We start from the raw sequence: 14,813 nt of genomic DNA, 5'->3' as shown, positions 1-14,813 counted from the left end.
GTTCCGCCGGCGAAGCCGCGCCGCGCCGGCCCGGCGGCGCAGCCGACCCGGCCGCGCCGCGGCCCGAGCTGCAGCAGCGCCAGGAAGAGCTGCGCCTGTTCGGCATCAATGCCTGCCTCGCCGCATTCGCGCGCCGGCCGCAGGATCTGCGCAAGGCCTATCTCACCGAGGAACGCATTCCGCAGTTCCGACAGCTGCTGGCCTGGTGCGTGCAGCAGCGGCTCGGCTACCGCGTCGTCGAGAACGCCGACCTGGCCAAGCTCACGGCCAGCCAGCACCACGAAGGCATCTGCCTCGAAATGCGGCGCGAGCCGCCGCTGAGCCTCGCCGCGCTGCTCGCGCAGCTGCCGCCGGCCCCGGCGCCGGCCGTGCTCGTGCTGCTCGACGGCGTCGGCAACCCGCACAATTTCGGCGCGCTGCTGCGCAGCGCGGCCAACTTCGGCGTAGCCGGCGTGGTGCTGCCGCCGGACTCGGGCCTGACCCTGTCGGGCGCGGCCTGCCGCGTCGCAGAAGGCGGCGCCGAGGCCGTCGCACTCGCGCGGCCGCAGCCCGGAGAAGACCTGCTCGCGCAGCTGCGCGCCGCCGGCTTCGCGATCGCCGCGACCGTGCCGCGCGGCGGCGTCCCGGTGTTCGCCGATGCGCTGCCGGCGCGCGTGGCCTACGTGTTCGGCGCCGAAGGCGAAGGCATGAGCGCCGCGCTGATCGACGCGGCCGACCGCCGCCTGACGATTCCGGGCACCGGTGCCGTCGAAAGCCTGAACATCGCGGCCAGCGCGGCCGTGCTGTTCGCCGAGCACTACCGCCGGCATTTCGCGCGATGAGCGCGCGCCTGGGCCTCGTCGCGCTGCTCGTGCGCGACTACGACGCGGCCATCGCGTTCTTCACGGCGGCGCTGCGCTTCGCCCTCGTCGAGGACACCGACCGCGGCGGCGGCAAGCGCTGGGTCGTCGTCGCGCCGCGCGGCGGCGGCGCAGGCCTGCTGCTTGCGCGCGCGATCGGCGCCGAACAGCAGGCGCAGATCGGCAACCAGGGCGGCGGGCGGGTGTTCCTGTTCCTCGAGACCGACGACTTCGACGCACAGTTCGCCCACATGCGGTCGCACGGCGTCGAATTCCTTGAAACGCCGCGCGAAGAGGCCTACGGCAAGGTCGTCGTGTTCCGCGATCTCTGCGGCAACAAGTGGGATCTGCTGCAGCGGACGTCGCGGTGATCGTGCGGGAGCGCGCCGCACGGCAACGTGGGACGTGCGGCCGCACGGCGCAGGACGGAATCAGCGCCGTTTCGTGCGGAACGAAAAAAATCCCGCGGATTCGGCGCGGGAGAAGGCTCATCGGGAACGGACCGCGCGAACGGTCGCTCGCCGGCGGCATCATCCGGTGCGGCGCGACGGACATTCCGGCCTGGAATGCCCGCCGCGCGAGATGCGTTTCCGCGCCGGCTCAGTCGACCGAGAACCGCTGCAGCGAAACCGGCGTGCTGCCGGCCGTGATCGCGGTGTTCGGCGTGTTTTCGTAGCAGTAGTTATTCAACGTCGCGGGGAATCCGTTCGGACCCGTCGTCGTCAGGCCGATCCAGCCGTAGTAGGTGTTGCCGCCTTCCGTGAGCCGGAAGCCGAGGTAGGTCGCGCTCGTGACGCCGGCCCGGTAGGTTCCCATCGCCGTCGCCGACGTCTGGATGCCGGTCAGGTAGGTGCCCGATCCGTCGATCGTCGCGCCGGAGGCCAGCGCGCTGATCACGCCGCCCGAGGACAGGTAGCCCGCGCCCGTCGCGGCGTTGAACGACAGCAGGGTGCTCGACGAGCTGGCGTAGGGATTGAAATCCCAACCGGTCGTTCCCGATCCCGTCGTGCCCGTCGCGCCCGTGACCAGGTTGATGTAGACGCCGTCGATATTCTGCGGGACGGCGATGGCCGGCGTCGCGCAGACGACGGCGGCATAGGCCGTCGAAGCGCCGAAGCTCATCGCACTCGCTGCAAATGCCCCGGCAACGGCAATCCGGCTGAACATGCTCTTCTTCATGTGCTTCCCCAATGTTGACCCAAAGATCCGGAGCCAGCATCGGAAGAAGGCCGGCATCCCCGCGACACCCGCCTTGCGGCAGGACGATGACAACACGACATGAAGGGATAGACTGCTATGCCGGAATGCCGGGCGTCAATCGGCCGCCCTCAGTCCTCCCCGCCGGCCTGCCTGAACGCGCCCGGCGCCGAGCCGAAGTCGCCGTCCGCCTCGGCCGCCATGTAGGCCCAGCTCACGTAGACTGCGACGTTCTGGGCGATCTGTTCCGGGTCGACCTTGTCCAGGGTGTCGTCGGCGCTGTGGTGGATGTCGAAGTAGCGCGTGCCGTCGTTGGTCAGGCTCAGCGAGGCCATTCCCTCGGCGTGGATGGGGCTCAGGTCCGGGCCGCCGTTGCCGCGCCCGCTGCCGCGCTCGACGCCGAGCGGCGCGAGTACCTGCATCATCGCGTCGATGGCCGGCAGCGCCTCCGGTTTGACGGTGGCGTTGAGGCGCCAGATGCGGTCGGCGCCGAAATCCGATTCGGAACCGAGCACGTGCTGGGCGACTTCGTGCTTGTGCGCGGCCGCGTAGGCCTTGCCGCCGAACAGGCCGGCTTCCTCGTTGGCGAACGCGACGACGCGGATCGTGCGCTTCGGCGGCTGCGGCAGGTCGCCGATCAGCTTGCCGGCGGCCATGCCGATCGCGACGCCGGCGCCGTCGTCGATCGCGCCGGTGCCGAGGTCCCAGGAATCCAGGTGGCCACCCATGACGACGACTTCGTCGGGCTTCTCGCGGCCGCGGATCTCCGCGATGACGTTCGCGCCGGTGTATTCGCCTTCGATGCCGCAGTCGAGCTGCAGCTTCATCTGCACGGGCCGGCCGCGGCGCGCGGCCGCGGCGATGAGGTCGGCGTCGGGCGCCGACACGGCCGCGGCCGGAATGCGCTTGCCGCCTTCGGCCCACTGCGTCACGCCGGTATGCGGCAGGCGGTGATTGTCGGTGCCGGCCGAGCGCAGCACGAACGCGGCGGCGCCGAGCTCCGCGGCGATGGCCGGTCCGCGGCTGCGCACGGCCGAGCCGATGCCGTAGTCGTGACCGTCCCGATACGCCTTCATGCGCGCGTTGACGAAGACGATCTTGCCTTTGACGTCGGCACTCGACGCGGCCTTCAGCGCATCGAGGCTGTCGAACAGCACGACGGGCGCGCTGAGGCCGCCCTTGGGCGTAGCCGGCGAATAGCCCAGAGCGGTCACCGCGAGCTTCTGCGCGAACGGCGCGATCAGCGCGGCGCTCTCGCTGCGCCTCACCCACTTCGGATAGGTCACTGGCTCGGTCCAGACCTTGTCGTAGCCGAGCGCCTGGAACCGGGCCACGGCCCAGTCGCGCGCCTTCTGGTCGTTGACGCCGCCGGCCAGTCGCGGCCCGACTTCTGTGGTCAGCGATTCCAGCAGCGCATAGGCCTGGCCGTCCTTCAGCGCCTGCTCGCGCAGCGCGACGGCCTGCTTGACCGCGGCTTCGGGAACGGTGGTGATGGTCGCGGCGCTCGCGCCGGCCGAGAGCAGGGCGAACAGGGCGCAGGGCAGGGCGCGCAGCAGCATGGGTCGGCTCCGTGGGCAAAGCGCCAATGCTGCCACGCGTGGCGCGGGGAGGATCTAGGACGCTAGTCATGGCTGGCGGGCCGGACAAGGTGTCGCGCGCGGTGCCCGGCTATACTTCGGGCCGTCGCGCATTGCCGGTATCAGGGGAAGTCCGTGAAGTGTTTTGCGAGAGCAGTCTGTGCTGCAGGTCTGCTGGTCCTTTCCATGGCCGCGCCGGCACAGCGGTGGACCAGCGTCGGGCCCGACGGCGGCTATGTGGGCTACCTGCTGGCTGACCCCAATGTTCCGGGCCGGATCTATGCGGCCGGATACGGCCTGTACGTTTCTTCGGATGCCGGGCGCAGCTGGCGTTCCGCCTCGGTGGGGCTGCAAGCAAAAGCACGCATGGGGCTGGGTATCAGTGCGGATCCGGACCAGCCTGGTCGGCTGTATCTGATCGATTTCGACGGACGGCTGATGCGCAGCGACGACTCAGCCGCGAGCTGGAGCCCGACCGGCTATGCGATATCGCTGGCGGCCGCGCCCTTCGGCCGCGGCCGCATTGCGATGGCGGACATTCCGGCCAGTACGACGGACCTGCTGATCGCGCCGGGCGACGGCTACGTCTACCGCAGCTCCGACAGCGGCGAGAGCTTCGTCGCGATCGCCTATCTCGGCTACAACAACCGCACCATCGACACGCTGGCGGTGGATCCGCAGAACCCGCAGAACGTATTCGCCGGCATGGGCTACGGCACGACGGGCTCGATCAACGGCACTACCCTGCTGCGCAGCGGCGACGGCGGCACGAGCTGGAACGGAGCCAGCGGAGTTCCGGTGATCGGCAGCGGTTCCAGCATTGTCTTCCAGCCGAACGGAAATCTCGTTGCGGTACTCAACGGCCGCGTCCACGTCAGCAGCAACGGCGGACAGGCTTGGACGGCGTCGGCTGTCAACGCTTACCTGCTGGCGGTGGCGCCGATCGCCGGACACGAAGTCATTGCAATGAGCGCCACGCGCTGTGCGAAATCGCAGGACTTTCTTGCCGGCTCCGAGTCTTGCGATGCCGGCCTTCCGACGTCCGGCTCGGGATTCACGGATCTGGCCGCTGTCGCCGATGGCGTCGGCGGATACCGCGCCCTGGCCACCGGCAGCGTCGTGGGTGTGCGCGCCTCGGACTCGGCGGCGTCGGGATGGGTCGCGAGCAATGCGGGTCTGAGTTCTCGCCAGTTCCGCGGCGTCGCGATCGTTCCGGGCCATCCGCAGCGCCTGCTTGCGGGCTATTGGTCTTCCAGCGCGCTCGAGGACGCGCCGTTGTTCTCCACGCGTGACGCCGGCGCGCACTGGCAGATCGATCTGACCGGCCAACTGCGCTATGTGCGCACGCTCGCCGCAGACACGACCGCGGCGGCGATCCCGGACGCGATGACGGTCTATGCCGGCGGACAGTACCTCACGCAGAATTTCCAGCCGATCAACAGCGGGTTGTTCCGCAGCAGCGACGGCGGCATCTCCTGGCAGGCGCCGCTGGGCGCCGGCTTGCCGACCAGTGGCACGTCGACGGTCGGCAACATCGGTCTCATCCGCAAGCTGCAGATCGATCCGCGTTCGTGCGCGCAGCCGCCGGCGCGCGGCTACTGCCGGCAGGGGCCGCTGAATACGGTGTTTGCGCTCGCCTCGCGCGAGGGCTGGCGTGTCGCCAAGGGCATGCAGCGCGGCGACGACTGGAGCAGCGGCGACAACGGTCTTCCGTTGGCCACGGACAACGGCATCGTGCGCGAGGCGATCTTTCCGTGGGATCTGGGTTTCGACGTCGCTGACGGCGTCATCTACCTCGGCGCGCTCAGCGATGCTGTGGATTGGGACAACGTCATCGTTTCGGGTTCGTTGCAAAGCGGCGTGTTCCGCAGTACGGACGGCGGGCTCCACTGGCAGCACCGCAGCAACGGCTTGCCGCTGAAAGGGGCATCGACGCAGACGGCGCAGGATGTCCATGCTGTGGTCGCGCATCCGCGCCGATCGGGGGTGGTATGGGCCTCGACCGTGCAGCCCGGCAACGCGACGCGGATATACAAGACCCTGGACGGCGGCGCGAACTGGTTCCCGAGCGGACCCGAGCTGGCCGGTTGCGACGTGCGGGATCTGCAGGTCGACCGCTCGGCGCCGGACGTCGTCTACGCGGTGGGCAGCGGCCTCGGGTTCCGCTCGGCTTGCATCTATCGCAGCGAAGATGGCGGTTCGACGTGGCTCTCCGTGGCCGACGATGCGCCGGGCGGCGAGATTTACGACCTGACCTGGGACGAGCACGACCAGGCGCGTCTGGTCATGACGACGGACACCGGCGTCTATGCGTTGCGTGCGCCGTCCGACAAGATTTTCGTCGCGAATCTCGAAGACTGAAGCCGGCTCCGGTTCGTCCGTACCGATGCCTCGCGAGCGCCGATACGGTGCTCGAGATCGACGGCGCAGTCCGGCGCTCTACACGGGGCCGATTCGGTCCCGCGCAGGTTGCTGCGCGGAGGCGGTCTAGGGCGGACTGCCCTTCTGTTCGATCTGTCGGCGCAGCGCGGCCAGCGCGATGCCTTCGTTGGCTTCGTAGGTGCCCTTGCAGTCCAGTCGCGGCGTGTGCTCGCAGCCGGCGTGATGCACGCCGATGACGTCCCAGTGTTCGTCGAACACCGGGCTGCCGGAGCTGCCGGGCTCGGTCGGCGTACGGTAGTGGATAAGGCGCGGCAGCTCGTCGTAGTCGAGCAGCCGGCTGTCGTGGAGTGAAATCTGCAGCGGACGGCCCCGGGGGTGGCCGACGACGTAGGCGCGGGTGTACGGGCCGCGCGGCGGCATTCCTTCGGCGATCTTCAGCCCGCTCATGCCGACGGGACTGGGGCTCAGCCGCACGATGCAGATGTCCAGCGCGTCGCAGGTCGGCAGCAGCTCGCCGAGCTGGCCGGGTTCGGAATGAAACAGGATCTTCTCGACACGATAGGTCCGGCGCGATTCCAGCGCCGCGGCGGCGACCTCGAAGCTGATGCGCGCCTCCGACGGCCGCAGCGCCTCGTCGACGGATTCGCTGATGACGTGGGCGTTGGTCACGAACACCGGCTCGCTCGGCAGCTCCGGCCAGAAGACCCGCTGGTCGAGCAGAAAGCCGGTGCCCCGCGCGCGGCCGTCGCTGGCGCGGCTGACGCTGCCGATCGAGGCGCAGGCCGCCGCCATCTTTCCCAAGGTATACAGCGAGAACTGGTTTTCGCCGGAAAAGTCCTTTTCGAGAGCGCCGTCGCGCTGCAGACGTTCGGCCTGGCCGGCGTCCAGGACGATGCTGCGGGTGGCTTCGCTGTGGCGGCGATCGAGAATGGTGAGCAGACGCGACGGGCAGTAGCGGCTCTGCGGATCCGGGCGGGCCTGCCAGATTTCTCGCAGCTGGCGCGCATGGCTCGCCAGGTGGAACGGCTGCGTGCGCGGATGCAGCAGGAAGCGGTACAGCCAGAGCTCGGCCTCCCTGCAGTACCCGGGCAAAGCCAGGCAGCATTCGGACAGCGACGCGAGCAGCCAGGGCAGTTCCGCGTCGACGTCCGCCCAGCGGCTTTCCGCGGCCTGCAAGCCGGTCGGCGTGCCGCCGTTGCGGCTGAGGCTGCGCCAATCGTCGTCGAGCTGTTCCCGCTGCGCCCGGTGGCGCTCCAGCCGGTGTTTGAGCTCACCGACCAGGGACAGTGCGAGTTCGACGGCATCGGCAGGCGGCTGCCCGCCGCCCCGTTCGCGCGTTTGCCGTGCGAGCAAGGCGATGGCGTTGACGCCGGGCCACCAAGCGCCGCTGTCCGCCTTGTACAGCGCGCGGTAGTAGTTCAGCGCCTGGGTCAGCAGCACCGCCTCGGCAACCTGGTCGTGCTCGGCTTCTGCCGCGCTGCCGCGTTCGTACTCCCGCACGTAGCGGTCCTTGGCGATGCGCGCCCGCAGACCCAGGAGCTCGCGCTTCTCGTTTTCGCGCGTGGTCTCGTCCGGGTTCTGTTGCGGGGCGGAGGCGCGCGTGAGCGCGGCGTTGATCAGCTCTTCGGCCTCGTCGAGCTGCTCCAGGCCGATGAGGGCCTGGACCTGGCGCCGGGCCAGCACCAGGTCGAAGCGCGGACCGCGGTTCCAGCTGCCGGCGAGGCGGAGCGTCAGTTCGTAGCAGAGCCGCTCGTTCAGCAGCGCGGCCGCCCTGCGTGCCTGCGATGCGGTCAGCGGGTCCGGCGCGCGCTCGATGCGTTCGCAAAGCAGGCGTACCGCGGCCGGCAGCACCCATTCGCCGGCACCCGGCCAGCGGCCGCTGCGCAATGCATCCGCTGCCGTCTCGTGCGGCTGTGCAGGTTTCCGGGCGGGTGGCGGCATGTTCTCCGGCATTTTCGTCTCGCAGGCAGCGGAACCCAGGTTCCGTGTTACGAGACTGCCGGCCAGGCGCCGCTTCTCTCAGGCGCCGCGGCGGCCGTGCCGTAGGCCGCGCCGCCGGGCGGCGGTGGATCAGCGCGGCGGATTGCTCTTGAGCAGGTCGCGGATCTCGGTCAGCAGCACCACGTCGGCCGGCGGCGGCGCCGGCGCTTCCTCGGTCTTCTTGACGAGGCGGTTCATGAGCTTGACGACGAGGAAGATCGCGAACGCGACGATCGCGAACTGGATGACGGTGTTGAGGAACGCGCCGAACTGGACCGCGACTTCGCCCTTGCCGTCGGGACCGGCGGCCTGCAGCACCCATTTGTAGGCCGAGAAATCCACGCCGCCGACCAGCAGTCCTATCGGCGGCATGATCATCTGGTCGACGAGCGACGTGACGATCTTGCCGAACGCCGCGCCGATGACGACGCCGACCGCGAGGTCGATGACGTTGCCGCGCATCGCGAATGCCTTGAACTCGCTGAAGAAGCCCATGTTTCATCTCCTGGTGACTGCGCTGGAAATCGCGGCCCCCTGCCGCGCGGCTGTTGTAACCGAAGCGGACCGGAGTGAACAGCCGCCGCGTGGCGATGTTTACAGCGCGCCCGTGATGCGCTGCACCCTGTGGCCGTGCGGCAGCGTACTTCTTCAGACGATGCGGCCGCGCAGGCTCGCGACGCCGCCGAGGGAGGCCTCGAACTCGTCGCCGCGGACCAGCGCGGCGACGCCGGCCGGCGTGCCGGTGAAGATCAGGTCGCCGGCCGCGAGCTCGAACAGCTGGGACAGCTCGTGGATGATCTCGGCCACGCTGAACGCCATCTCGCCGATGTCGGCGTTCTGGCGCGGCTCGCCGTTGACGAGCAGCGACAGGGTCGCGTGCTCCGGATGCGCGCCGGCGGCGACCGGACGCAGAGCCGACACGGGCGCAGACGCGTCGAAAGCCTTCGCGACGTCCCAGGGCAGGCTCTTGGCCTTGGCCTCGGCCTGCAGGTCGCGGCGGGTCAGGTCGAGGCCGACGCCGTAGGCGTAGACGTGATCGAGCGCCGTGTCGACCGGAATGTCGCGGCCGCCGGAGCGCAGCGCGACGACCATCTCGACTTCGTGATGCAGATCGGCCGTCGCGCTCGGATACGGCACGTCGCGGCCGTCGGTCACGACCGCATCGGCGGGCTTCAGGAAGAACGTGGGCCGGCTGCGGTCCACGACGGCGCCCATCTCCTTGGCGTGATCGGCGTAGTTGCGGCCGACGCAGTAGATGCGGTGCACCGGGAAACGCTGCTCGCTGTCGAGCACCGGGACGCTGGCGACCGGTGCGGCGGGAAACACGAAGCTCATGACGACCTCGACCTTGGGAATCGCTGGAATGCGGTCCGTCACGTTAAGGGCGCGGCGAAGCGTTTGCCAAGCCGGTTTCGCTGCGCCGCGCGGGAGCCGTCGGGCCGGCGCGCGACCGGCCATCCGCCGCGGCGGCGCGCTATAGTCCGCCGCATGAACGCCGTCGCCGCCGATGCCGTCGAAGCCCGCGCCCTGCAACGCTGTACCGCGCTCGACGCGCGCCTGGTCGCCGCGATCCGCGGCATACGCCTGCTGCAGGTCGTCAGCTGGCCGGCCTCGGCGCAGCAGCGCTTTCTGAACAACTGGCAGCGCGGCTTCCACAGCCTGCCCGAGGTGCGCTACGAGCCGCCGGACCTGCGCGAGGAAGCCGAGGAGCTCGCCGCGATCGTCCGCGAAGCCGACGCGGGCCATCCGGTCGGCGACTACCTGCGCCGCAGCGCCGAGTCCTGGCGCATCGCGACCGAGCTGCTGCAGTCGGTCGGCACCGAGGCCGTCACCGGGCATTCCATCCGTCTTTACGGCCAGCCCGGCGAGCGCCTGCCGGGCTCGGAGCAGACCAACCTCGATGCGGCGCGGCATTTCATCGGCCTGGCCGGCGAGCTCGATCAGGAAATCCTTGCGAGCGACGCCGACTACTGCATTCCGGCCGAGACCCTGCAGGCGGACCTGCAGGCCCAGCTCGACGGCTTCTTCCACTCGCACAAGATCCAGGTCGAGATCGATCCGGACCTGATCGCCAAGGCGGCGGCCGGACCGACGCGCATCCGCCTGCGTTCGGCCACCTGCTTCACCGAGTACGACCGCCACCAGCTGCTCGAGCACGAGGCCTTCGTGCATTCGCTGACCGGCCTCAACGGCCGCGAGCAGCCGCATCTGAAATCGCTGGGCCGTTCCTCGCCGCGCGTGACCGCGACCCAGGAAGGCCTGGCCGTGTTCGCCGAGCTGATGTCGGGCTCCATCGACATCGAGCGCATGAAGCGCATCTCGCTGCGCATCGTCGCGATCGACATGGCGCTGTGCGGCGCCGACTTCATCGACGTATTCAAGTATTTCCTCGACGCCGGCCAGACCGAGGCCGACAGCTTCTCGTCGGCCCAGCGCGTGTTCCGTGGCGTGCCGGTGCAGGGCGGCGCGGCGTTCACGAAGGACAACGTCTATCTGCACGGCCTGCTGACCGTGCACACCTTCTTCCGCTGGACCCTGAAGAACCGCCGGCTCAACCTGTCGCGCGCGCTGTTCGCCGGCAAGATGGCGCTGCACGACGTGATCGCGCTGGAGCCGTACTTCGCGTCGGGCTACATCGCCGAGCCGCTGTATCTGCCGCCCTGGGTGCAGCGCGCGAACGGCCTCGCCGGCATGCTCGCGTTCTCGCTGTTCGCCAATCACATCCGCATCGCCGCGGTCGAAGCCGACGACCTCGTGCTCGGCGTCTAGGCCAGGTCCGCGCCGGCACCGGGACCGCCGCCGGCGCCAACTGCAAACAAATGTGACTGCCGTGGCGCGCGGGGTAGGGGGCGGCTAGTCTTGCGCGGCCCTTGCGGCCGATCATGTTCGCGGCCGCCCGATTACCAGGGGGAGCAGGCGCAGTCCGAGAGCTGCGCATGGGCCCGGACACGGCGACCAGGATGGTTGCCGTGTCGCTTCCGCCCCTGCGGCCGCATCGCCCGGCTGTTCCTTTCCCGCCGCCGCATCGCTGCGACAGTTCTGTCCCGCAGCGCCGATTGCGTCACGAAACGTCCGCTGCCGCCTGCGTAAGGTGCGCGCGCTTTTGCCCGTTTTCTTCACGGCTCGCGGCCGTCCGCGGGCCGCCGGTCGTGCGCGATCCCACCGTCCTCTCCGGGCGGCGGCCGTCGGGCTGCCGGCGTGCTGCAGCGCTCCGCGCGCACCGTCGTCGGCGTGACACCCGGCTGCAACAGCCGGCCGCTATACCTTCGCGATTTCGCGCCATCCGGCGCTTGGGGAGGGAGCAACATGGGCAAGAGCAAGCGTTTCGGGGCGGGGGCCCTGAGCGCGGCGTTCGGCGTGCTGTCGATCGCTGCCGTCAACGGCGCCGCCTGGGCGGCGAGTCCGGACCATCACGAATTCGAGGCGACGCTCGAAGCGCCTTACCGCGGCGAAAACGGCGACGCGCGCGAATTCGTGCTGCATTTCAGCTATCCGGACGCCGACGATCCGGCCACCGTGGCCTGGCGCCTGCGCATCGAGGACGACGGCGGCCGCACGATCCAGTCCTGGTACGGCGAGGCGCCGTTCTACGGCAAGCCCGTCGACGTGCACGTGCCCTGGGACGGCCGCGACCCGGCGCAGCGCGCGCTGGCGACCGGCCACTATCGCGTGATCCTGCAGGCCGCGACCGGCGAGCCGCTGCTGCTGCGCACTCTGCCCGGCGAGCTGCCGCAGCGCGTCGACCAGGCGCTCGCGACGGCCGAACACGTGATCGAGCAGCAATGGGAAATCGAGCTCGGCGCGCCGGCGCGGCCGGCCATGCCGAAGTTCGACGGCCTTGCCGTCGGCGCGGCCGGCGAGATGGTCAAGAGCGTGCCGGCGACCGGCGCGCTGCCGTACACGGTCTACTTCGGCAACCTGCACAGCCAGACCAACGACTCCGACGGCGGCGGCGCGATCGCTTCGTGCTCCTCGTCGCAGCCGGCGCAGAGCGGCCAGTACGGTCCGGCCGACGCGTTCCCGTATGCGCGCAACCGCGGTCTGGATTTCCTGATGACCTCGGAGCACAACCATTACTTCGACGGGTCCTCGTCGACGAACACCTCGGCCAGCCCGACCGTCGCGCACAACCGCTATGCGGCCGGGCGCAGCGCCGCGAGCACTTTCAGCGCGGCCAATCCGGGCTTCCTCGCGCTCTACGGTATGGAATGGGGGGTGATCTCCGGCGGCGGCCATCTGAACATCGTCAACGGCAATCTGCTCGCGAACTGGGAAACCAACGGCTCGGGTCAGCTGATCGGCGACCTGTCGACGCCCAAGAGCAACTATGCTGCTTTGTATACGACCATGCGCAGCCGCGGCTGGATCGGCCAGTTCAACCATCCGGACACGTCCGACCAGTTCCCCGTCGGCGGCACCGTCATGGGCTACAGCGCCGACGGCGATGAAGTCATGGTCGCCGCGGAAATCCTCAACACGTCGGCGTTCTCGTCCAACACGACCGAGAGCGAGACCGGCCGCAGCACCTACGAGAGCGCGTTCAACAAGCTGCTCGAACGCGGCTTCCACATCGCGCCGACGAGCAATCAGGACAACCACTGCGCGAACTGGGGCGCCTCGTACACGAACCGCACCGGCGTGCTGCTGCCGACCGGCACGGCGCTGACCGAAGCGAGCTTCGTCGCCGCGCTGAAGGCGCGCCGCGTGTTCGCCACGATGGACAAGAACTCGCAGCTGATCCTGACCGCGAACGGCCGCCTGATGGGCGAACGCTTCGACAACGCCGGCAGCCTGAACCTCGTCGTCAACTTCGCGAACGGCGCCGGCCGCAGCGCCTCGACCGTGCGCATCTACGAGGGCGTGCCGGGCCGCAACGGCACGGTGACCCAGCTCGCGACGAGCGCGAACGTGACGATCACGCCGGCCGCCGGCGCGCATTTCTACTACGCCAAGGTGACCCAGGACGACGGCAAGATCCTCTGGTCGGCGCCGGTCTGGGTGAACCAGGGCAGCGGCGGCGGCGACACGACGCGGCCGACGGCCAGCGCGAGCGTCACGGGCAGCAGCGGCACGATCACCCTGAACGCGACCGCGTCGGACAACGTCGGCGTCACGCGCGTGGACTTCCTCGTCGACGGCACGCTCAAGGGCAGCGACAGCAGCGCGCCGTATGCGCTGGGCCTGGACTCGACGGGTCTCGCCAACGGCAGCCACAGCCTCGTCGCGCGCGCGTTCGACGCGGCCGGCAACAGCGGCGACTCGGCGGCCGTGAGCTTCACTGTCGGCAACGGCACGACGCCGGTGCAGCGCATCGTCAACGGCGGGTTCGAGTCGGGCAGCGGTTCCTGGACCGCGACGTCGGGCGTGATCACGAGCTCCAGCAGCGCGGCCGCCCATGCCGGCAGCTGGAAGGCCTGGCTCAACGGCTACGGCAGCGCGCATACCGACACGATCTACCAGTCGGTCGCGATCCCGGCCGCGGCGACCCAGGCCACCTTGTCGTTCTGGCTCGACGTGACTACCGACGAGACCTCGACGACGCAGGCCTGGGACACGCTCACCGTCGAGCTGCGTAACGGCAGCAACGCCGTTGTCGCCACCTTGGCGACCTATTCCAACCTGCAGGCGCCGGGTGGCTACAGCCAGAAGACCTTCGACGTCAGCGCGTACAAGGGCCAGACCGTTCGCGTCTATTTCAAGGGCGTGGAAGGCTCGCAGGTGGCGACGTCGTTCCTCGTCGACGACGTGAGTCTGGTGACGCAGTGATGGCCGCGGAGAGAAAGGCGCGCGGCGCCTTTCTCTCCGCGGCGGGAATCGGGAATCGGGAATCGTAGAAGCGATGGGGCAGCATTCGCGGCTCGCCGCTACGACGGATGGATGAAGCGAAAACCGTACGTCGGGTCAGCGATGTTTTCCCCTCTCCCAACCTCTCCCCCAAGCGCGGTTCCGAGCTTGGGGAGAGGGCTTTTCCGCGGTTGCCGCTCAGTTGCGCCGACGTACGCAATGCGACTGCGCATCGCCGTTCCGATTCCCGATTCTCCATTCCCGATTCCCAGCCCTCAAGGCACCCACCGCTCGGCCTCCGCGCGTTGATCCGCACTGAGGTCCGCGCCGAGGCGGTTGAGCAGCGCGCGGGCGCGGTTGGCCTGTTCCGGGTCGGATTGTTGGCTGCGCAGGTAGACGCTGAGCCAGCGGTAGGCCTGCAGCGGGTCGTTGTCGATCGCCGCGGCGAGCAGGCCGTGCGAGCCCTCGGCGCCGAATTCGCGCGAGCGGTCGATCGCGTAGGCCACGCCGAGCGCATAGGCCGCCTCGGCATCGCCGCCGACGGCGCGTTCGTAGACCATGCCGGGCGCACGGCGCGCCCAGTCGAGAGCCTGTTCCACGTCGCGGCTGTAGCCCGGCGCGAACGGCGGGTCGTCGATGAAGCGCCAGAAGTCCTTGTCGCTGCCGAGGCGCGCGGCGATCTCGCCGAGCGCATAGCGCACCTGCTGCGACTGCGGCACGTAGCCGCGACACTCGTCGAGCAGGCGCTGCTGCACGGCGCCGAGCCGTGTGCGGCGCTCGGCCTCGTCATCGATCGCGGCGGCCGACAGCACGTCGGGATCGAGCGCGCTCAGGCGCGAGCGGCCGCCGAGCGACGCGCGCACGAAGCCCGGGGTCGGCAGGACCGCGCCGGCATCGGGGGTCAGCGGCATCATCGCGAAACAGCGCGCATCGCGCTGCAGCCATTCGTTCGCCGCTGCGGCGTCGCCGTTCTCGGCACGCTCGCGCAGGCTGTCGAGCAGCGGCGACCAGGACGCCTGCGCCGCGGGTCGTGCGGGTGGCGGCAGCCCGGCCG

11 protein-coding genes are annotated in these 14,813 nt (G+C 69.6%); 5 read left to right on the top strand and 6 right to left on the bottom strand.

The features are described from left to right. Both NON22_RS11295 and NON22_RS11290 read left to right on the top strand, forming a co-directional pair. The coding region (locus NON22_RS11295; RefSeq protein WP_257387033.1) for a TrmH family RNA methyltransferase at positions 1 to 821 on the top strand (821 nt) is incomplete at its 5' end. After that, positions 818 to 1,210: a VOC family protein gene (locus tag NON22_RS11290; RefSeq protein WP_257387032.1), complete on the top strand. Its 393-nt coding sequence runs from the start codon at positions 818 to 820 to the stop codon at positions 1,208 to 1,210. The genes NON22_RS11295 and NON22_RS11290, both read left to right, overlap by 4 nt. 229 nt (positions 1,211 to 1,439) lie before the next feature. Here the strand turns inward: NON22_RS11290 and NON22_RS11285 are convergent, their stop codons facing one another. Together NON22_RS11285 and NON22_RS11280 are read right to left on the bottom strand one after the other, a co-directional pair. Beyond that, positions 1,440 to 1,961, bottom strand: a complete 522-nt coding sequence (locus NON22_RS11285) for a hypothetical protein (protein ID WP_257387031.1) — start codon at positions 1,959 to 1,961, stop codon at positions 1,440 to 1,442. Positions 1,962 to 2,167: 206 nt separating this feature from the next. Continuing rightward, a complete protein-coding gene (locus NON22_RS11280; RefSeq protein ID WP_257387035.1) occupies positions 2,168 to 3,589 on the bottom strand; it encodes a M28 family peptidase in 1,422 nt (473 codons plus the stop codon). 210 nt (positions 3,590 to 3,799) lie between these two features. Here NON22_RS11280 and NON22_RS11275 point away from each other — a divergent pair, with 210 nt between their 5' ends. Next, positions 3,800 to 5,974 (top strand): sialidase family protein, encoded by a 2,175-nt coding sequence (locus NON22_RS11275; RefSeq protein WP_257387030.1) that lies wholly within the window; start codon positions 3,800 to 3,802, stop codon positions 5,972 to 5,974. Positions 5,975 to 6,100: 126 nt separating this feature from the next. Here NON22_RS11275 and NON22_RS11270 read toward each other — a convergent pair whose 3' ends face one another. The 3 genes from NON22_RS11270 to NON22_RS11260 all read right to left on the bottom strand — a co-directional run bounded on the left by NON22_RS11270 (position 6,101) and on the right by NON22_RS11260 (position 9,310). Continuing rightward, complete coding sequence (locus NON22_RS11270) at positions 6,101 to 7,936, bottom strand: S1 family peptidase (RefSeq protein WP_257387029.1); 1,836 nt, start codon at positions 7,934 to 7,936, stop codon at positions 6,101 to 6,103. A 129-nt stretch (positions 7,937 to 8,065) separates the two neighbouring features. Then, a complete protein-coding gene (gene mscL / locus NON22_RS11265) occupies positions 8,066 to 8,470 on the bottom strand; it encodes a large-conductance mechanosensitive channel protein MscL (protein WP_257387028.1) in 405 nt (134 codons plus the stop codon). 153 nt (positions 8,471 to 8,623) lie between these two features. Continuing rightward, complete coding sequence (locus NON22_RS11260) at positions 8,624 to 9,310, bottom strand: fumarylacetoacetate hydrolase family protein (protein WP_257387034.1); 687 nt, start codon at positions 9,308 to 9,310, stop codon at positions 8,624 to 8,626. A gap of 153 nt (positions 9,311 to 9,463) precedes the next feature. On the opposite strand from NON22_RS11260, the gene NON22_RS11255 reads away from it, so the two are divergent. Together NON22_RS11255 and NON22_RS11250 are read left to right on the top strand one after the other, a co-directional pair. Continuing rightward, positions 9,464 to 10,744, top strand: coding sequence for a peptidase MATCAP family protein (locus NON22_RS11255; protein WP_257387027.1), 1,281 nt, complete (start codon positions 9,464 to 9,466; stop codon positions 10,742 to 10,744). Positions 10,745 to 11,281: 537 nt separating this feature from the next. Then, a complete protein-coding gene (locus NON22_RS11250; protein ID WP_257387026.1) occupies positions 11,282 to 13,741 on the top strand; it encodes a CehA/McbA family metallohydrolase in 2,460 nt (819 codons plus the stop codon). Positions 13,742 to 14,034: 293 nt separating this feature from the next. Here the strand turns inward: NON22_RS11250 and NON22_RS11245 are convergent. Beyond that, on the bottom strand, positions 14,035 to 14,813 hold a 779-nt coding region (locus tag NON22_RS11245), incomplete at its 5' end, for a hypothetical protein (protein WP_257387025.1).

The organism is Tahibacter caeni, from assembly GCF_024609805.1.
Taxonomy (GTDB): domain Bacteria; phylum Pseudomonadota; class Gammaproteobacteria; order Xanthomonadales; family Rhodanobacteraceae; genus Tahibacter; species Tahibacter caeni.
This window is presented reverse-complemented; position numbering and strand designations above follow the sequence as displayed.